Source organism: Mesorhizobium sp. M0633 (assembly GCF_040320645.1).
Lineage (GTDB): Bacteria > Pseudomonadota > Alphaproteobacteria > Rhizobiales > Rhizobiaceae > Mesorhizobium.
The window spans coordinates 26879-44461 of record NZ_JAMYQC010000023.1 but is presented as its reverse complement, the minus strand read 5'-3'; the positions used below and the strand labels follow the sequence as shown (position 1 = coordinate 44461).

Genomic DNA, 17583 nt, shown 5'->3' with positions numbered 1-17583 from the left:
ATTTCATGAACGGCTTGAAGCTGCAGAGCCAATAAGGGGTCGCCGATGGCAGGGCTTTTGGGAATGCGGACCATCACCGAGGGGCGGTTGGGCGAAACCGGCCCCGGCGTATCGGTCGCGGCGAGGACGTTCGAGGTTCTGCTCGACCAGATCCTGACCTTCCGCCTGAAGCCGCACGAGCTGATTTCTGAAAAGGCGATGTCGGAAGCCCTCGGCGTGAGCCGCACGCCGGTCAGGGAGGCGCTCGCCCGGCTGGCCGGTCTTGGCTTGATCGACATTTATCCGCAGCGCGGCAGCATGGTGGCGCCGCTCCGGATTGCCGATCTCGAGAAATCGCAGTTCCTGCGCGAAGCGCTCGAAGTCGGCCTGATCAAGCGCGCGGTCGAGAGCCCGCGCCGTGCTGACCTGCTTGCCGTGCTAAAAGGCGAACTGGCCGTCCAGGAGACGTTCGCCTCCATCGCGGACGACAGGCGCTTCTTCAAGTCGGACGAGCTGTTCCACCAGCATATCGCCAGTCATGCCGGGTTTCCCGGAATCTGGGCCGACATCAGCGCGGCGAAGCTGCACATGGACCGCTTCCGCTTCCTGTCTTTTCCGCGCCTCGACAGCATGTCGGTGGTCCTCGGCCAGCATCGGCGGATTGTCGATGCGCTTGAGCAGGCCGACGCGTTTGCGGCGGAAGAGGCGATGCGAACGCATCTTCGCCGCATCTTCGAGGTGCTCGAAATCGTCCAGGAGCGCTATCCCTATTATTTCGCGGCAAACGGCAGTGTGAGCCTGCTTTCGGCCGGCTCAATCCAAGCCTGAGCCTTTCTTGCGCGCTTCCGAAGGCGTCTTGGTCTTGCTGCCGGATTTGTCGGAAGCTGGCTCGGCTTTGCGATCTTGACCCTCGCCGCCTTGCTCCTTGCGGAGCTGATTTTCCACTACCGATCGCGATCCTTCCGCCGGGTCTTGTTCAGGATGAGTATCGGTTCCCGTCATGTCGGCTCCTATCCATTTTGATCAATTGCGTGCGGCGTGGGCTGACCTCCGCCGCCGGTTCTGTCGCGCCCGATCATCAGCCAGGCGGCGAACAGCACGACCAGTACGACCACGATCCAGGCGACGAAACGAGGCATCGGCCTCATGTCCCTCGCCGCCGCTTGCTGCCGCGTGCCTCCGGATCGGAGCCGGCCTCGACCGTTGGATCGGGCACGACCGGGCCGCGTTCGGCCTCGGAACCCTCAGCTTCGATCTCCTGCACGGCCTGATCCCAGTGCTCGCGCTCGCGTCCTTGCGGACGGCCTTCGCGCTCCCAGATCTCATGGGCTCGCTGCCTGATACGCTCTTCCCTATCCATGGCCTTTGCCTCCTCAGCCCCTAATCCGGCGATCGCTGGTTTGTTCCGCGGTGCCAGCGCCGTTCATCGCGGTTCAGTTGACCTGATCACCCAGCGCTCTAGATCAAACTTCGCGCCGAAGTCGCTTGGTGCGGGGAGAACAATCGTGTGGCAGCAACGCTACAAGCACGTATTGTAAATGCCGTTACAGCCGTCGGTCTTCGACCAGACCGCCCGTGCTTGCTGCTGATAATATTTGTATTGACGGCATGCTCGCCTTCCGACCAGGTCGAGCAGCAGTCGAAAACCGCGGCTTCCGCCACACAGACTGCATCGCTGGTCCTGGAGAGCTGGATCGCTGGGGGAGCCCCGTCGGAATACACGTCGCGCACTTTGCAATCGGCCGGCAAGGCGCTCGCCGATGCCGGTGCGCAAATCCAGTCCGCCAAGTCGCCTGAGCCCAGCGGGCAAGCCGGTCTGACGATGGCGGTTGGACGGCTTTCGGCAGCGGTAATTCGCGCGGCGACGGCCGTGCAGAACGGCAACCGCTCGGAAGTGGAACACGCGCAGCAGGATCTGCGGGCCGCCGCCGCCGATCTGAGCACGTCCTACGCGAAATATTTCGCGCCGAAATCATGAAGAAGCTGCTCGAAATATCGCTCGGCGTCGTCACCAGCGTTGGCGGCTTTCTTGAGGTCGGATCAGTGGCGACCGCCGCTCAGGCCGGCGCGGCGTTCAGGTTTCAGCTGATATGGGCCGTCGTCCTGGGCACGTTCTGCATCATCTTCCTGGTCGAAATGGCCGGACGCTTCGCCGCAGTTAGCCATCACACCATCGCCGACGGGATCCGGGAACGGTTTGGCTTCAACGCCTTTCTGTGGCCGTTGCTTGCGACCTTGCTGGTCAACTTCCTGGTCATGGCAGCCGAAATCGGCGGTGTTGCCATTGCGCTCGAGCTCGCCACCGGCATCGGCTTTCAGTGGTGGGCGCTGCCGGTCGCTTTTCTGGCATGGCTGTTCCTTTGGAAAGGCACGTTCGGATTCATCGAAAAAGGCGTCGCGATCCTCGGGCTGGTCACGCTGTGCTTCGTGGTTGGCGCAGTCATGCTGAAGCCCGATTGGGAGCAGGTCGCGGCCGGGGCCGTGCCCACACTGCCGGATCACGACGCGGCCAACTACTGGTTCATGGCGGTCAGCATTCTTGGTGCGTCGATCTCGCCCTATCTGTTCATGTTCTATTCGTCGGGAGCGATCGAGGACGAGTGGGACAAGAGCTATCTCGGAGCCAATCGGGCCATTGCCGGCCTGGGCATGAGTTTTGGCGGCACAATCGCTATCGGTGTGCTGATTGTGGCGGCGCTCGTGCTGGCCGCGCACGGCATAGAGCAGGTCGATGACTACCACCAACTGCCACTGATGCTGATTCCGATCTTCGGTTTCTGGGGATTTGTCCTGTTCGTTGCTTCACTAGGCATTGCCTGCTTCGGTGCCGCGCTCGAAATCGGCCTGCAGCAAGCCTACCTTGTGGCGCAGGGTTTCGGCTGGACTTGGGGCGAGAACCTGAAACCGCGCGACGACCCGGGTTTCAGCACCGTCTATACGATCTTGTTGGTTCTCGCCGCCATTCCGATCGCACTGGGCCTCGATCCGCTGAAGCTCACCATCTTTTCCATGGCGCTGACGGCCGCCAGCCTGCCGCTGACCGTGGTGCCGTTCCTCTTCCTGCTGAATGACGAGCGTTATGTCGGCGAGCACCGCAATGGCATGATCGCGAATGCCGCGGTCATCTTCATCATCGCGCTCGGTTTCGTGCTCGCGATCGTGACCATTCCTTTGCAGATATTCGGAGGCACGTGATGAAGTTGCTGCGCGACATCCTGGACAAGCAAGTAGTCGACCGCGAGCAGGTCAAGATCGGCAAGGTCGACGGGCTGGTGGCCGAGCTCAGGCCAGGCGAGCCGCCTAAAATCGTTGCGGTCGAGCTCGGCTCGATCACGCTGGGGCGTCGGCTTGGCGAGCGACCCGGGCGCTGGATGGCGCGGGTTGCGGCAAGGCTCGGCGGCAAGCGCCATGCCGAGCCGCACCGCATCGCCTGGAACAAGGTGCGCGACATCGGCGTCGACATCGAGTTCGATATCGACGTCCGCGAAACGGCGATTTTCGACTGGCAGGACTGGCTGCGCGATCATGTCATTGGGCGTATTCCGGGAGCTGGATGATGGCCACCGTCAATCTTGAGCAATTGGCTGGCAGGAATGTGCTTTCGCACGGCAAAAGCATCGGCCGTATCGAGGAGATACGCGCCGAACCGGATGGCGACAACCTGGTAGTTGCCGATTACCATGTCGGCATCTACGCGGCCTTCGAGCGTCTGTCCGCTTCGGCCATCGGCATTGCGGTCCTCGACGCCTTTCGATTGCGCAGTCGCGACAGCGTGTACCGCATTCCCTGGGACAAGCTCGACATCTCCGACCCGGCGCGGCCGCGGTTGTTATGCACGACGGAAGAACTTTCCGGTATGAAGGGGAGTATCGAGGGCGATAAACCGGAATGAACGATACTTTCCCGCCGTCGGAGAATGGGGTCCAGTGAAAGTCCTGGTTACCGGCGCCACCGGCCTGATCGGTGCCTCCGTCGTGGCACGCCTTCTTTCCGAAAGGCATGAGGTGATCGGATTGGTCCGCAGCCCCGGCGCAAGCCGGGCCGGCAATTATCAATTGCTGGTGCTGGACATGGCGGCGGCGCTGCAGCCCGAAGACTGGCTACCGCATCTCAGGGGTGTCGACGCCGTCGTGAATTGTGCCGGCGTCCTGCAGGACAGCCCTGGCGAAAAGACGCGCGAAGTCCATCGCGATGCGGCGGCAGCACTCTTCCTCGCCTGTGCGCGGGCAGGGGTTGCCCGGGTAATCCACTTCTCGGCGATAGGCGTCGATCGGGCGCAGCCTTCGGCATTCTCGGCGACGAAACTGGCCGGCGACCAAGCGCTTATGGCGCTTGATCTGGATTGGGTGATCCTGCGCCCGTCCGTGGTGCTCGGCCGGCCGGTGTTTGGGGCCAGCGCATTGTTTAGGGGTCTCGCCTCGCTGCCGGTGCTGCCGTCCATGCCCGGCACCGGCCGGCTCCAGGTGGTACTACTCGACGATGTGGTCTCAACAGTCGTCTTCCTTCTCGATCCCGACAGTCCGTCTCGCGTCGTGTTGGAACTTGTCGGTCCCGAACAGCTGAGCATGGACGAGGTCGTCGGCAGCTATCGCCGATGGCTCGGCTGGGCTCCTGCAGCCAGGTTTGTCTTGCCGGCGGCTGTTGCAAGGCTTCTCTACCGCCTCGGCGACCTTGCCGCGATGTTCGGCTGGCGTCCACCGATGCGCACCAACGCGGCCAGAGAGATCGCCCGAGGAGCGGTTGGAGATCCCTCGGACTGGACCGCCGCGACCGGCATACGCCCGCAAACCCTGGCGGGCTTCCTCGCGCTCAATCCGGCAACGGTGCAGGAAAAATGGTTTGCCCGGCTGTATTTCATCAAGCCTGCGATCTTCGTCGTCCTGCCCGTCTTCTGGATCGTGACGGGTATTGTGACGCTGACCACCGGCTATAACGGTGGCATCGAGCTGATGCAAAGCACGGGGGCTGGCATCTTGTCGGCGCCGACCGTGATAGCCGGTGCTCTTGCCGACATCGCCGTCGGCGCGCTCCTAGCCTGGCGGCCAGCGACGCGAAAAGGCCTCTATGGCGGCATCGCGCTCTCGCTCTTCTACCTGGTCGTCGGAAGCTTCCTGAGCCCCGATCTGTGGAACGACCCGCTTGGGCCGTTGCTCAAGGTGTTGCCGATCCTGGTGCTGCACTTTGTGGCCTTGGCAGTGCTGGAGGAGCGTTGATGCTCTATTTCCTGCTGAAATTTCTGCATGTCATCGGCGCATCCGTGCTGCTTGGTACCGGCGCCGGTATCGCTTTCTTCATGCTGCTCGCCCACAGGACCGGCAATGCCGCGACGGTTGCGGCGGTGGCGCGTATCGTCGTCGTCGCCGACTTCCTTTTCACCGCGACGGCCGTGGTCGCGCAGCCTTTGACCGGAGCCGCGCTCGCCTGGCAGGCAGGCTACTCGCTGTCGGAGGGCTGGATCGTACTTTCGATCGCGCTCTATATCTTCACCGGAATGTTCTGGCTCCCGGTCGTCTGGATGCAAATGCAGATGCGCAAGCTGGCATCGCAAGCCGCCGCTGCAGGCGCGCCGTTGCCGCCGCGCTATCATAGGCTCTTCTGGCTGTGGTTCGCCTTCGGCTTCCCCGCCTTCGCTGCCGTGCTCGGGATTTTCTGGCTGATGATCGCGCGGCCTGCGATCGAGTGGTAGGTCGCAGGCAGGTCCCACTGCGATAATGCCCAGTCAAAGCACTACGGAAAAATTCCGGCCCATGCAGCGCCATGTGCCGGAGCGGACCTGCGCCTCGACCTGTAAGTCGCACCGGAGTCCGGTCTCGTATCATTTCCAACCGCGCGCTCACCGCCATCGGCACAGGACAAGATCCCGTCTTGAGGCTGGTTAGGCTTCGCTTACCAAAAAAGATGACGTCTGAGGGAACACGGGAAGCACAGGCAAGTTCGGTGCGCAGTGGAGGAGATTGCGCCATGAACAGTGTTATTTATCTCATCGGCCTTGTCGTCGTCGTGCTTGCAATCCTCTCCTTCCTCGGATTCCACTAGGAGACACCATGCAGGACCAGGACGATCAGGGCCGTCAGACGGCCGATTTCGAGACCGCCAGAAGCGAGCTTTCAGAAAGACTACAACGGGAAAAGCAGACCGCGACGGAAGCGCTCCACGATGCGCGTGACGAGATCACCAGGAAAGCCGGAGATTACGCATCGGAAGCAAAGCAAGCGTTGTTCAACAAGGCTGAGGGAACGCAGCGCGACGTGAGCGCCAATCTCAAGGCCTTCGGCGGCGCATTGCGCGCGGCAAGCGAGCATCTTGCCAATAATGATCAACGGACCGCTTCGAAATTCGCCCTTGACGCCGCAGGCGGGCTCGAGCGGCTTTCCTCGTCCCTGAAGGATAAACCGTTCGACGAGGTGCTTGGCGAAATTCAGTCGTTCGGCCGTGAAAACTCGGGGGCGCTGATCGCCGGTTCGGTATTGGCAGGCCTGGCGTTGGGGCGGTTCATCAAGAGCTCGCCACCCTCTGCCCAAACCGGAGCACCGGGCCAGTCGGGAACAGGCCGGGCGCCCGAGACGGGTCCTAGCTCGAATGAGTCGGGATGGCGATCGGTAGAGGCAGTTGAGCCGGCCCCGCTAGGATCCGATCAGTCCGGCGATGACTGGGCCAATGCAAGCCTGGAGCGAAACCCATGACTGACAATCAGGACACTCGCAGCCTGACAACCCTTGTCAGCGATCTGGCACAGCAGGTCACAACACTGCTTCAAACCGAAAGCAGGCTGTTGCGGGCTGAAATGTCGGAAAAGGTAAGCAAGGCCGGCGCCGGCGCCGTGGAGGTAATGGGAGGCGCCATTTGCCTGCTCGCCGCCCTGATGGTGCTTTTGCAGGCGCTGGTGATTGCCTTGGCGAGCGCCGGGCTGGGAGCCGGATGGTCCTCGCTGCTCGTCGGCGTCGTGGTGGGAGTACTGGGCGTCATACTCTTGCGCTCCGGCAAGGCAAGCATGGCTCCCTCAGAGTTGACCCCCGACCGGACACAAGACCAACTTAAACGCGACGCACGCGTGATCAAGGAACAGATAAGATGACCGACAAATCCGCAGCCGAGTTGGAACGCGATGCTGATATTGCGCGCGCCAGAGTGGCAGATACCGCAGACTCGATCCGCAGCAAGATGACACCGGGCCAACTGATCGACGAATTCACCGGGATGTTCAGCGGCGAGGGATCCGCCATGCTCAGCAATCTTAAGACTCAGGTCAGGGACAATCCGTTGCCGCTTACATTGGTCGGCGCGGGCCTGGCCTGGCTGATGCTTGGCAAGGGCACCTCGGTAGACAGTTCAGCACCTGGTGCCTATTCGACCGGCAGGGAACCTGACGGCAGCCGAAACGTCTCTGACGAGCGGAGCTTGGGCGGGGCCTGGCAGGACTCACGCGGCGATGAGTACGGTGCCGAGGGCGAAGCTTCCGCCGGCTCCATGCTCTCCGATGCCGCTCGTTCGGCTGCGTCCGTGGCAGGCGGTGCGACTGAGGCTGTGGCAGACGTTGCGAGCGGCGCCAAAGAAAGATTGAGAAGCACAGCCGGGCAGGTCGGCTCGGCCGCGACCGATATGACGGGCCGGGTGCGGCAGTCGGCGCAGGACCTGTTCCAGCGCGAACCTCTGGCAATGGCCGCGGTGGGCCTTGCCGTGGGCACAGCCATCGGCGTGATGCTGCCTCACACCGCCGCGGAAGACGCGCAACTCGGCCCTTACCGCGACAAGCTTCGTGACAGTGCCGAAGAAGTCTTTGAAGAAGGCGTGGAGCAAGCCAAGCAGGTCGCCGCCGAAGCATATGAGACTGTAAAGGAAGAGGCTGACCGACAGGGTTCCAGCGGCGACGCCGAGACGTTGGTCGACCGCGTCGAGAAAGTCGTGAAAAAGACGGCAAGCAAAACCGAGGAAGCCATTCGCGATCGTTTGCCGGAGACCGACGAGGCTCCCAAATCGAACGAGTCTCCCGAAACGACGTGATAGCGCTGCGGTCGTTCGTGGCGATTCCAACCGCGGGTCGCCTCGCGGTTGAACATCGAAGTCGGCGCAACCTTCCGCAGACAAATGTGATCGCGGCGCTGAAGTCATTAGCCGAGGCGCTCCGGTCCGTTCCGATTCTTCGCTTGAATCCGTTCGGTTCTTCGGGCTGCATGAAGCGTGTCTGGCCAACGGCGTGGCGTGCAGTCTTAGCAGCACTGTCCAATAAAAAAACAACCACCCCGTCAATTCGACTGGGTGGTTGCCAGGAATTCCTCTCGGCCAGCGGCGGGGCGGCTTAACTTTTGGCGGTCTCTCCCGCCTCACGCAGCCTGGCGTATTGCAAGGTGACGCCGCGCAGGTTCTGCTTCAACCAGTCGGCCATTTTCTCTTCTTCGCTGAGATTCTGCTGAAGAGAGTTGATCGCCTGATTAAACCCTCCGGCCTCCCCGAGCACGAGCAATGAGTTGTAAGCCGCGATCTCGTAATTTTCGAATGCAAAGTTGGCGAAGCTGTTCTTGAGGATTTCGTCGCCGGCTACGGAATGTCCCATCGCGGCCATGCTGCCGACCATCGACATAGCCGTATCCTTCAATGTGGAATGGTCCTCACCGAGGCGATCCAGAATGGATTCCAGGCGGGCGATCTGCCCTTCGGTCTCCGTGATATGCTGCTGCAGGCGGTCGGCGACCTGCGGATAGTTCTCGATCCGCTTGACCTGAGGCTTCATGATCGACAGTGCTTGGTTCTCCATGGCGTGGGCATTGCGCAGCCCGACAATGAAGATCGAGCGGGTTTCGGAATTGACATCAGTGTCCATAGCATTTCCTCGCGGTTTGATCGGTAGAACCAAACCTCGGCCTTGCCGATTTGTTCCTGGCGAGATGTTGCAGCCAACCCTGCTCTTCAAGAAATGCTGCAACAAAGTCATTTCAGCGAGTAGAGGTAGGCAGCGACGTCCCGCGCCTCCTGCTCAGAAATCCTGGTCGAAGGCATTGCCGTATGCGGATTGATCTCCCTTGCCCCACGGATCCACCGAATCAGGTTCTCCGGCCTATTGCGCAAGACGCCGCCGACATAGACCCGGGTGGGCAGGCTTGCGTCGAGGCGTGGACCGACTAACCCTTGCGCACCGGGAACGCCGGTGATGGTGTGGCAACCGGCGCAGCCATTGGCCATCATGATCGGTATAGCGCGGGCGCTGACACCGCCGGTCGCATTGTCGGCCTTCTGCTCGACCCGACGGCTTTGCTCGAAGTACAACGAGATCCCGGCCAAGGCTGCAACGAGCACGACAATAACCGCAGCGCCAATTACGGCTTTAGACAGCGTGAAGCGCATGCGACGCCTCCCGGTCCTTTCGGCTGCTCGAGCGAATCCACAGGCCGGCCAGCAGCAACGCGGCCCCGCCATAAATCAAGCCGGCCGGAACCCACATCACCAGACCGGCGAGCTGCTGGTCCTCGAGCGGGCTAAGGTTCCACAATTCCGCGCCTGCTGCGTTTACCGGAAACCACAGCCTTGGCGAGACCAGCAGCAGCACCCCGAGCAGGCCGGTGTGCAGCGAGGTGAAGAAAAGGTGCATGACCGCGCTGCCATAGGCTTGTTCGCGGCCTGAACGCGGCAGCAGTACCCACCAGAACAGCAGCCCCGTACCGAAGAAGCTGGCATGTTGCGCATAATGCAGGACACTCTGTGCAAGCGCCGCCTCGAACAGCGCCGGAACGTGCCACGCCCAAATCGCGACGCCGTGCAAGAAGGTCGCGGCTGCAGGGCGGCTGACGGCGGTCCAAATGGTTCGAAGCACCTTCGCGTGCCCGGCTGCGCCAAATGCCAGCCGCAGCCTGATCGGCAACGCCCACATCAGCGCCGCCGCCGGGCAGGAGGCGACCAGCAGGGGTGCCGCCACCGCCATCAACAGCTCGTGCTCGATCATGTGGGCGGTGAAGACGCGCTCACCCAATGCATGGAGCGGACTGACCAGTGCTGCCGCCAAAATGGCCCAGCCGGCCGCGAACAGCACGGCCTGCCGCAGTCGCAACGGCCGGCTGCGGGCGCTCCGCCGCCACAGCCGAAAGGCGCCTGCCGCGTAAAGCACTGCGACCACGGTTAGCGGCAGCGTGATCGGCAACGCCAGCGTCCAGCCGGCCTGCGGGGCGCCGGCACCGTAGCAGATCGAGGTCGAGAAGAGCGCGTCGAAGCTCATCGCAAGCAGCCGTCAAGAATGAGCGAGGCGGCGCCTTGCATGACGATCACCAGCGCAAACAGCACCGCGCTGAGAATGCCGATATTGGCGACGAAATCCTCGGTGGCGCGCGTACGATCCGGTTTAAAGGCGGCGCCGCCTTGCTGGCGCGCCCGCCACGACAGCACGCCGCCGAGCAAGGCCAGCACTGTCAGCACCAGCGCAATGACCGGTATGACGGGAATGCCATGAGCGCACTGCCACTCCACGAACGCATAATTCAGCTGCGTCGACACCGCCCAGGCCAAAGGCCCGGACAACAGCCCGCCCCATGATGTGCCCAAGCGAAGCGCACGCATCTCAGTCAAGCCTCGGCATCCAGTAGATCAACAGATACATCGGGATCCAGGTCGCGACCACGAAATCCCAGTAGAAGACGTTGTCGCCAACGTCCCCGAAACGCCGGCCGCTATAGCCATGGCGCGTGAACATCAGGACTGTCAGCACCAGCGTGTCGCCGACGTCGGTAATCAGATGCGTTGTGTGAAGGCCGAGCAGCACCCACAGCATTGAGCCGTACGCATTGGTATCCCAATAAATGTTGAGGGCCGGAAATTCGAACCACCGCACGACAAGCGGTGCAATACCGAGCAGCGACATGACGATCAGGCCGATGCGCACAGGCACCATGGCACAGGCTTCGGCGTAGCGGTTCAGTATGTGATTGGGCACCACGCTGGCGAGCAGCAACAGCGTGACGATGGTGCCCGGCCAATGGTTGGGCGGCGGCACGCCCAATGGCCATTCGGGCGACAGATAGGCAAGGTAAAGATAGGCGCCTGCGGCGAGCGCGAAACCGATGCCCTCGAGCGCCATGAAGGCGAGGGTGCCCCACCAGGTCGGGCTGCGTGGTCCGAGCCCGAAGGTCGGGAGTTCGGAAATGTCCGCGAACGGGCGCTGTTTCATTCCTCATCCTCCGGATCGCCTTTTGGCCAGAACCAGCCGATCAGAGTGACGGCGATCGGTCCGGCCCCCCAAATCACCGCCCACGGGCTGAAAATCGAATAAAGAAAGGTGGCGCCGATCGCGAGCGCGGCGAACAATGGCCAGATCGATGGCGTCGCCGACTTCTCGCGTACATCGGCATGCGCCTCTGCCACCGTCGAAACAACAAGTTCGCGAACGTCGACGCGAAGCCCGGTCGCAACCGGCAGCGCGTCGTGTTCGGCCCAGAGCGGCTTGGAGTGGGTAACCACCGGAATCCGGGCGAAATTATAGCTCGGCGGTGGAGAGCTCGTCGCCCATTCCAGCGTGCCGGCATTCCAGGGATTGTCCCCGGCCGGGGCGCCCCTCGAGGCGCTGTACACCAGGTTTGTAGTGAACAGAACGAAGCTTAGGAACAGGATGACCGCGCCGGCTGTGATGAACAGGTTGATGTTGCCCCAGCCGAGTTCCACCGGATAGGTGTAGACCCGCCGCGGCATGCCCCACAGGCCGACAATGTGCATCGGAAAGAACGCCGCATTGAAGCCTAGGAAGGCAAGCCAGAAGTGCCAGCGTCCGAGACGTTCGCTCATCATCCGGCCGGTGATCTTGGGGAACCAGAAATAGGTCGCGCCGAGCAGCGGGAACACCGACCCGCCGATCAGCACGTAATGGAAATGCGCGACCACGAAATAGGTGTCGTGTACTTGCAGGTCCAATGGCACCGACGCCAGCATCACGCCAGTCAGGCCGCCCGCAACGAACGTGAAGAAGAAGCCGAACACGAACAGCAGCGGCGTTCTGATTATCGGGCGTCCGTCCCACAATGTCGCCAGCCAGCAGAAGATCTGCAGCCCGTTCGGGATGGCGATCAACATGCTCGAGGCGGTGAAGAAGCTCGCGCCGAGCTTCGGCAGGCCGGTTGCGAACATGTGGTGGACCCACAGGCCGAACGACAAAAAGCCGACCGCAATCAAGGCCAGTACCATGCCCAGATAGCCGAATACCGGACGCCGGGCGAAAGCGGCGATGATCGAGGACACCATGCCGGTAGCCGGGAGGAAAATGATGTAGACTTCGGGGTGGCCGAAGAACCAGAACAGGTGCTGGAAGAGCAGTACGTCGCCACCCTCGGCGGGGTTGAAGATATGGGTGCCGACCAGCCGGTCGAGGATCAGGAACGTCGACGCGATCATGACCGCTGGCATGGCGAACACGATTACGAAAGAGGTGACCAGCATCGCCCAGACGTAGAGCGGAATCTTATCGAGCGACATGCCCGGCGCACGCTGCTTCAGCACGGTTACGATGGTGGCGACCGCGACCGCCAGCGATGACACTTCGGTGTAAGTGATCATCTGCGCCCACACGTCGGAACGCTTGCCTGGCCCGAATTCAGGACCGGACAGCGGCACGTAGGAGAACCAGCCGACGTCGGGCGCCATGTCGAGTGCAAACGACACCCAAGCGAAGAGGCCACCGGAGAGATAAATCCAGAAGCTGAATGCATTGAGGCGCGGAAAGGCGATGTTGCGGGTGCCGACCATCAGTGGCACGAGGTAGATGCCGGTCGCCTGAACGATCGGCACTGCAAACAGGAACATCATGGTCACGCCATGCATGGTGAACAGCTGGTTGTAGCGGTCGGGCCCGATCAGCCCACGCTCCGGCCCCGACAGTTGGATGCGCATGGCAACGGCGCTGAGGCCACCGAGGCACAGGAAGACGAAAGCGGTGATCAGGTAGCGCCGCGCGACAATTTTGTGGTCGACGCTCGAGAGCGCACCGATGATGCCTGGCGCCGTCTGCCATGTCCGCGCCAACCAGCCGTCAAGGCTGGCGTCGTCGAGGCCGGTATCGCGAGGACCGTCGCGTTCGGGAGCTAGGTCACCCTTTTGTGCTGCGGCGCGTTGCTGGGCGAGGTCACGCCCATGGGCCAGGTCGGCGCTACTCATTTCAAGCCCTCGAGATAGGCTACGATTGCATTCAGCTCGTCCCCGTTCAGTCCCACCACGGGCATGTGGGCACCTGGCTTGATCCCTTGCGGATCGGCTATCCAGGCTGCGAGATTGCCCCGGCTCATCGCCAGCGTTCCGGCAGCGAGCGTCCGCCGGCTTGCGATATGTGTAAGGTCGGGAGCGACCGTACCGCCGGCGATGGTGCCGCCGATCTTGTGGCACATCACGCATGGCCGTTTGAGGAACAGGTCGTGGCCGGTTTTGGCCTCGGCCGACACGGGGGCGGCCGCCGGCCGCAGCTGATCGTTCAGCCAGGCGTCGAATACAGGCCGAGGTTCGGCGATGATGAAGGTGCTCATATTGGCATGCTGCGCGCCACAGAACTCGGCGCACTGGCCGCGATAGACGCCGGGTTTGTCCGCCTTCAGATCGAGAACGTTCTCGTGGCCTGGAATGAGGTCCAGCTTGCCCGAGAGGTTCGGGACCCAGAAGGAATGGATAACGTCGGTCGAGGTCACTACAAGCCGCACCGGCTCGCCCGCCGGGATGTGGATTTCATTGGCGGTCGTCAGAATGCGGTTCGGCTGATCATTTTCGTAGCGCACCTCCCACCACCATTGATGCCCGGTCACCCGGATCGTCAGCGCCGCATCCGAGCCGATAGCAGCGAGCGTCCGGTTGGCGAAGTAGCTCAGCAGGGTCAGGCCTACCAGGATCAGGGCGGTAGCGGCGAGTGCGGCGACGACAATTCGCATCTTGCTGCGCTCGGCGGCAGCGTCGAGTACAAGCGGATCGCCGAGCGGCGCCGCGCGCCGGGCCAATGGCATGATCAGCACAGCCAGCACTAGAAGCCAGACCACCGTGCACAGCGCGGTGAAGAACCAGATCAGCCACGCAAGCTCACCCGCGGCCGGGCCTTTTGGGTCGAGCGCCGATTGCCAGCCGCTGCATCCTGCAAGGAGCAGCATGCAGGCTGCGCCGCAGCACACCCTGCAAACAAGGCGGTTCACGGCGACTTCCCCAGAGTCGCGGCATCCGGCAGGCGATTTTCGGATGGATGGGGCATCATGTCGTCGTCGCGGCTCGGCGCAGCGGATTTTGGCGCGTTGCCGCTCAACGCGCGGACGAAGGCGGCAAGCTCCCAGATCTGGTCGTCCGGGATCTTGTCGCGGAAGCTCGGCATGCCGTTTGGCCGACCGTCCCTGATCGTGGCGTGGATGCTTTCGATCGAGCTGCCATAGAGCCACTTCTTGTCCATAAGGGCCGGGCCCATGCCGCCACCGCCATTGGCATGGCAACCGGAACAGTTGAACCAGTTGAACAGACGCTTGCCCTCGCTGAGGTGGAAGGCGTTGGCCTCGAACACGCCGGCCTTGGTATCGGACGAGGCCGGCCGTTGGCCGCCCGGCTCGAGGGCCGTCACGGCTGCCGGTTGGTCGCCCGAGCCGAACGCCGACTGTGGACGCGTGTCGCGTTCCTCACGCTGGCACCCGGAAACCGCGAGGATCGCGAACACCAGCAAGGGAAGACCGCGCTTCATTTCAAGGCGCTCCGACAGGATCGAGGCGGGGCACCTGGTAGGTCGCCAGGATCGCGTCGATCTCGGCGCGGTGTCTGGTCAGGGCGGCGTTCACCTCGCTGCGCAGCGTATCGTCGCCACGGCGCACGCCCATCGAGATGTCGAAGATCATCGGCAGTTGCGGGCCGTCCACGCGCGGCGAAACCGGCGTGATCCGCAGCGCCACCTTCTGCCTGGCTGCAAAGTAGCCGGCCAACGGTCCCCAGACGACGGCCATATCGATGTCGCCATTCGCGACCGCCTCAATGATGCGTGCTGGCGGGTTCGGCGCCGAATAGTCGCCATAGACGGGGAAACCGATGAGATGGCCGACGATGCCACGACGGCCAAGCGCCTGGACGGGGGGCGAGTTGGCGCCATCGTCGCCTATCAGCTGGACGCCGATGTGCAGATCGCGCAGGCGAGGATCGTTGAAGGACGTGATTTCGGGCACATCTTGGCGTGTCACGAACACATAAGAAGACCGGTAGTAGGGCGCGGTGGTGCGCAGCATCTCGAGATTGGCGGGCGTGCCGGGCACAAGATCGCACAAGCCAGCTTTCAACGTGTTGCGGACGAAGCCGCGCCGCTGTGCCCACCACGTGTAGGAAACAGTCGCACCAAGCTCCCGGGCGATGAGTTCGGCGATCTTGTTTTCAAAGCCCTGCCTGGCGGCATTGGAGAACGGCATGTTGTTGGGATCGGCGCAGATCCTCAACTCGCGCGCATTGGCAACGGCGGCAACGAGCGAGAGTGCCAGTGCGCCAACCGCGACGGCTAACCGCCGCGAACGCGTTCTCCGTGGCCCCGCAACTCGGCCGATCGTCTCAAGGCAGCCGGAACACATACAGCGTACCTCCCGGCGTGGTTACATCCTTCAGATCCTTCATGACGTTGACGAAGCCGAGCGCGGCGGTGGCGTCGCGCGGGTCGAGATCGCCGGATACGATCGCGCCGGCCCAGCCACCGACGCCCGAAAGAATCGCGACATATTGGTGCCCGTCCGGGCCGCGATAGGTGATCGGCTGGCCGATGATGCCGGACGACGTCTTGAACTGCCAAAGCAGTTCGCCGGTCCTGGCGCTGACCGCCTTGAACCAGCCTTCCATAGTGCCATAGAACACGACGTTGCCGGCGGTGGCGACGGCGCCGCTCCACACCGGAAAATTCTCCTTCAGGCTCCACGCCGGCTTGGCGGCGGCGACATCCCAGGCGGTGAAAGCACCGCGATTGCCGCCCGGCCCGGGAATCATTCGCACGTTCATGCCGACATAGGGCGTGCCGGCGATGTAATTCACCTCGACGCCTTCTTCGTCCATGCACATGTTATTGTGCGGAATGTAGAGCAGGCCGGTCTTTGGCGAGAACGCCGAAGGTTGCCAGTCCTTGAGGCCAGATGCGGTGGGACAGATGTCGCGGACGACCTTGCCGGTGCCGGTCTTCTTGTCCGGATTTACAATCAGCCGGCCGGTCTTCAGGTCGACGCCCTTGCTGGAATTGACAGGCCCGAACGGCACTGCCGACAGGACCTCGCCCGTGGTGCGGTCCAACAAATAGACGTAGCCGTTGCGTTCCGGCCGCACCAGCACCTTGCGGGGCTTGCCCTGCCAGGTCATGTCCAGCAGCACCTGCTCGTTGATGCCGTCGTAATCGTGCAAATCGTGCGGGGTCCACTGATAGAACCATTTGGCTGCGCCTGTGTCGGGATCGCGGGCAAAGATGCCGGCGGTCCATTTGTTGTCGCCAGGTCGCAGATCCGGGTTCCACGGACCGGGATTTCCGGTGCCATGGAAGATCAGGTTGAGGTCCGGGTCATAGGAGATCCAGCCCCATACATTGCCGCCGCCGATCTTCCAGGCGTCGGGCGGCCACGACGTCACGCCGAGATCCTTGCCCTTGTCCATGTCGTAATGCGGCTTGAAATCGGGGCCGATCAGCACCTCGGCGTCCGGGCCGGTATTGTGGGCCGTCCAGACGACGTGCCCGTCGCCGGCGTCGAGGGCCTTGATCCAGCCGCGTACGCCCATTTCGCCGCCGGAATTGCCAACCAGCACTTTGCCCTTCACCACCAGCGGCGCCATGGTGATGGTCTCGCCGATATTGATGTTGCCGATATGGGTGTTCCAGACCGGTTTGCCGGTGGCCGCATCGACGGCGATGGCATGGCCGTCGAGCGTGTTGAAATAGATGCGCCCGTCGAAGAAGGCTGCACCGCGGTTGACCACGTCGCAACAGGCAACGCCCTGCGCCGCGGGCTCGGGATTGGGCTCAAACTTCCACTTCATCGGCGCGCCGGGCTTGGTAAGGTCAAGCGCATAGAGGATGTTGGGAAACGGCGTCACGATGTACATCGTGTTGCCGACGACCAAGGGCGCAGCCTCCTGGCCCTTGTTGACGCCGGTCGAGAAGGTGAAGGCCACCTGCAGGTTTTTGACGTTGTCTTCGGTGATCTCCGCAAGTTCGCTGTAGCGGGTGGAGGCGTAGTTCTTTGCCGGCATCGCCCACTGGCCGTCGTCGGGCGGAGCAGCTGCGGCCGGCGGATTTATCGCAGGGCTTGATGCTGGCTGAGCAACCGCCGCGGTTATCAGTGCAAACCCCGCCAGCAGCCTCCATCCCAGTATTGCAGCCATTGGCCTCTTTCCCCTTTTGCCAGGCACCCTATTTTTCGCCGCCACCAGTCGCGCTTGCCTCATTTGCTGTCGAGTTGCCGACGTTGGCGCAGAGCTCCATTAGCTGCAGCTGCGCCGTGTTTGTTGAACACTCTCCAACGCGTGAGCGGCGCAGAAGTGCCAAATGCAACGAAATAAATGTCGGATTCGGTTGGCCAAAAGTCGGGGGCCGGGCGCTCGGGACAGCCGATCCGAGTGTCCGCACTCAAGTCGGAAGTAATTCTATTCCGGCAGTGGTCCTGGCTCGGCTGG

22 protein-coding genes and 1 pseudogene are annotated in these 17583 nt (G+C 62.6%); 10 read left to right on the top strand and 13 right to left on the bottom strand.

Annotated elements, in window-relative coordinates; genetic code table 11:
- The first annotated feature begins 45 nt into the window (after nt 1-45).
- The gene (locus NKI47_RS22490) at nt 46-807 is read left to right on the top strand and encodes a GntR family transcriptional regulator (RefSeq protein WP_352569222.1); all 762 of its coding nucleotides are present in this window, start codon (nt 46-48) and stop codon (nt 805-807) included.
- On the opposite strand, the gene NKI47_RS22485 is transcribed toward NKI47_RS22490, so the two are convergent.
- The 3 genes from NKI47_RS22485 to NKI47_RS22475 are packed head-to-tail and all read right to left on the bottom strand — an operon-like array spanning nt 793 to nt 1339.
- A complete protein-coding gene (locus tag NKI47_RS22485) occupies nt 793-981 on the bottom strand; it encodes a hypothetical protein (protein ID WP_156937321.1) in 189 nt (62 codons plus the stop codon). The genes NKI47_RS22490 and NKI47_RS22485 overlap by 15 nt on opposite strands.
- An 8-nt stretch (nt 982-989) precedes the next feature.
- Nucleotides 990-1118: a hypothetical protein gene (locus tag NKI47_RS22480; protein WP_280952094.1), complete on the bottom strand. Its 129-nt coding sequence runs from the start codon at nt 1116-1118 to the stop codon at nt 990-992.
- 5 nt (nt 1119-1123) lie between these two features.
- Entirely contained in the window at nt 1124-1339 is a 216-nt protein-coding gene (locus NKI47_RS22475) for a DUF2934 domain-containing protein (protein ID WP_023676165.1), read from the bottom strand.
- A 240-nt stretch (nt 1340-1579) separates the two neighbouring features.
- On the opposite strand from NKI47_RS22475, the gene NKI47_RS22470 reads away from it, so the two are divergent.
- The 9 genes from NKI47_RS22470 to NKI47_RS22430 all read left to right on the top strand — a co-directional run bounded on the left by NKI47_RS22470 (nt 1580) and on the right by NKI47_RS22430 (nt 7980).
- Nucleotides 1580-1957 (top strand): hypothetical protein, encoded by a 378-nt coding sequence (locus NKI47_RS22470; protein ID WP_352569223.1) that lies wholly within the window; start codon nt 1580-1582, stop codon nt 1955-1957.
- Nucleotides 1954-3174, top strand: a complete 1221-nt coding sequence (locus NKI47_RS22465) for an NRAMP family divalent metal transporter (RefSeq protein WP_023676163.1) — start codon at nt 1954-1956, stop codon at nt 3172-3174. Before NKI47_RS22470 ends, NKI47_RS22465 begins: the two co-directional genes overlap by 4 nt.
- The gene (locus NKI47_RS22460) at nt 3174-3536 is read left to right on the top strand and encodes a hypothetical protein (protein WP_023676162.1); all 363 of its coding nucleotides are present in this window, start codon (nt 3174-3176) and stop codon (nt 3534-3536) included. The genes NKI47_RS22465 and NKI47_RS22460 overlap by 1 nt, the downstream gene beginning before the upstream one ends.
- A complete protein-coding gene (locus NKI47_RS22455) occupies nt 3533-3871 on the top strand; it encodes a hypothetical protein (RefSeq protein ID WP_352593716.1) in 339 nt (112 codons plus the stop codon). The genes NKI47_RS22460 and NKI47_RS22455 overlap by 4 nt, the downstream gene beginning before the upstream one ends.
- A 34-nt stretch (nt 3872-3905) precedes the next feature.
- Nucleotides 3906-5192 (top strand): SDR family oxidoreductase, encoded by a 1287-nt coding sequence (locus tag NKI47_RS22450; protein ID WP_352593715.1) that lies wholly within the window; start codon nt 3906-3908, stop codon nt 5190-5192.
- Entirely contained in the window at nt 5192-5665 is a 474-nt protein-coding gene (locus NKI47_RS22445) for a DUF2269 family protein (protein ID WP_352593714.1), read from the top strand. The genes NKI47_RS22450 and NKI47_RS22445 overlap by 1 nt, the downstream gene beginning before the upstream one ends.
- 358 nt (nt 5666-6023) lie before the next feature.
- Complete coding sequence (locus NKI47_RS22440) at nt 6024-6662, top strand: hypothetical protein (protein WP_352593713.1); 639 nt, start codon at nt 6024-6026, stop codon at nt 6660-6662.
- The gene (locus tag NKI47_RS22435) at nt 6659-7054 is read left to right on the top strand and encodes a phage holin family protein (protein WP_352593712.1); all 396 of its coding nucleotides are present in this window, start codon (nt 6659-6661) and stop codon (nt 7052-7054) included. Before NKI47_RS22440 ends, NKI47_RS22435 begins: the two co-directional genes overlap by 4 nt.
- Nucleotides 7051-7980, top strand: coding sequence for a hypothetical protein (locus NKI47_RS22430; protein ID WP_352593711.1), 930 nt, complete (start codon nt 7051-7053; stop codon nt 7978-7980). The genes NKI47_RS22435 and NKI47_RS22430 overlap by 4 nt, the downstream gene beginning before the upstream one ends.
- 295 nt (nt 7981-8275) lie before the next feature.
- Here NKI47_RS22430 and NKI47_RS22425 read toward each other — a convergent pair whose 3' ends face one another.
- From NKI47_RS22425 to NKI47_RS22380, 10 genes and pseudogenes are all read right to left on the bottom strand, one after another.
- Nucleotides 8276-8797 carry a ferritin-like domain-containing protein gene (locus NKI47_RS22425; protein WP_352593746.1) on the bottom strand — a complete coding sequence of 174 codons (522 nt, stop codon included), beginning with the start codon at nt 8795-8797 and terminating at the stop codon, nt 8276-8278.
- 107 nt (nt 8798-8904) lie between these two features.
- Nucleotides 8905-9099: pseudogene (locus tag NKI47_RS35190) on the bottom strand (c-type cytochrome); the annotation flags it as partial.
- Nucleotides 9100-9298: 199 nt separating this feature from the next.
- Nucleotides 9299-10183: a cytochrome c oxidase assembly protein gene (locus tag NKI47_RS22415; RefSeq protein WP_352593709.1), complete on the bottom strand. Its 885-nt coding sequence runs from the start codon at nt 10181-10183 to the stop codon at nt 9299-9301.
- On the bottom strand, nt 10180-10521 hold the full coding sequence (locus tag NKI47_RS22410) for a hypothetical protein (protein WP_352593708.1): 342 nt from the start codon (nt 10519-10521) through the stop codon (nt 10180-10182). The genes NKI47_RS22415 and NKI47_RS22410 overlap by 4 nt, the downstream gene beginning before the upstream one ends.
- Nucleotide 10522: 1 nt before the next feature.
- A complete protein-coding gene (locus NKI47_RS22405; protein ID WP_352593707.1) occupies nt 10523-11128 on the bottom strand; it encodes a cytochrome c oxidase subunit 3 in 606 nt (201 codons plus the stop codon).
- Complete coding sequence (gene ctaD / locus NKI47_RS22400) at nt 11125-13101, bottom strand: cytochrome c oxidase subunit I (protein WP_352593706.1); 1977 nt, start codon at nt 13099-13101, stop codon at nt 11125-11127. Before ctaD ends, NKI47_RS22405 begins: the two co-directional genes overlap by 4 nt.
- Nucleotides 13098-14072: a cytochrome c oxidase subunit II gene (gene coxB, locus NKI47_RS22395; RefSeq protein ID WP_352502165.1), complete on the bottom strand. Its 975-nt coding sequence runs from the start codon at nt 14070-14072 to the stop codon at nt 13098-13100. The genes ctaD and coxB overlap by 4 nt, the downstream gene beginning before the upstream one ends.
- Before the next feature lie 38 nt (nt 14073-14110).
- The gene (locus NKI47_RS22390) at nt 14111-14644 is read right to left on the bottom strand and encodes a c-type cytochrome (RefSeq protein ID WP_352593705.1); all 534 of its coding nucleotides are present in this window, start codon (nt 14642-14644) and stop codon (nt 14111-14113) included.
- Between the two features lies 1 nt (nt 14645).
- Entirely contained in the window at nt 14646-15509 is an 864-nt protein-coding gene (locus tag NKI47_RS22385) for a substrate-binding domain-containing protein (RefSeq protein WP_352593704.1), read from the bottom strand.
- A complete protein-coding gene (locus tag NKI47_RS22380) occupies nt 15490-17292 on the bottom strand; it encodes a methanol/ethanol family PQQ-dependent dehydrogenase (RefSeq protein ID WP_352593703.1) in 1803 nt (600 codons plus the stop codon). Before NKI47_RS22380 ends, NKI47_RS22385 begins: the two co-directional genes overlap by 20 nt.
- Nucleotides 17293-17583 lie beyond the last annotated feature (291 nt).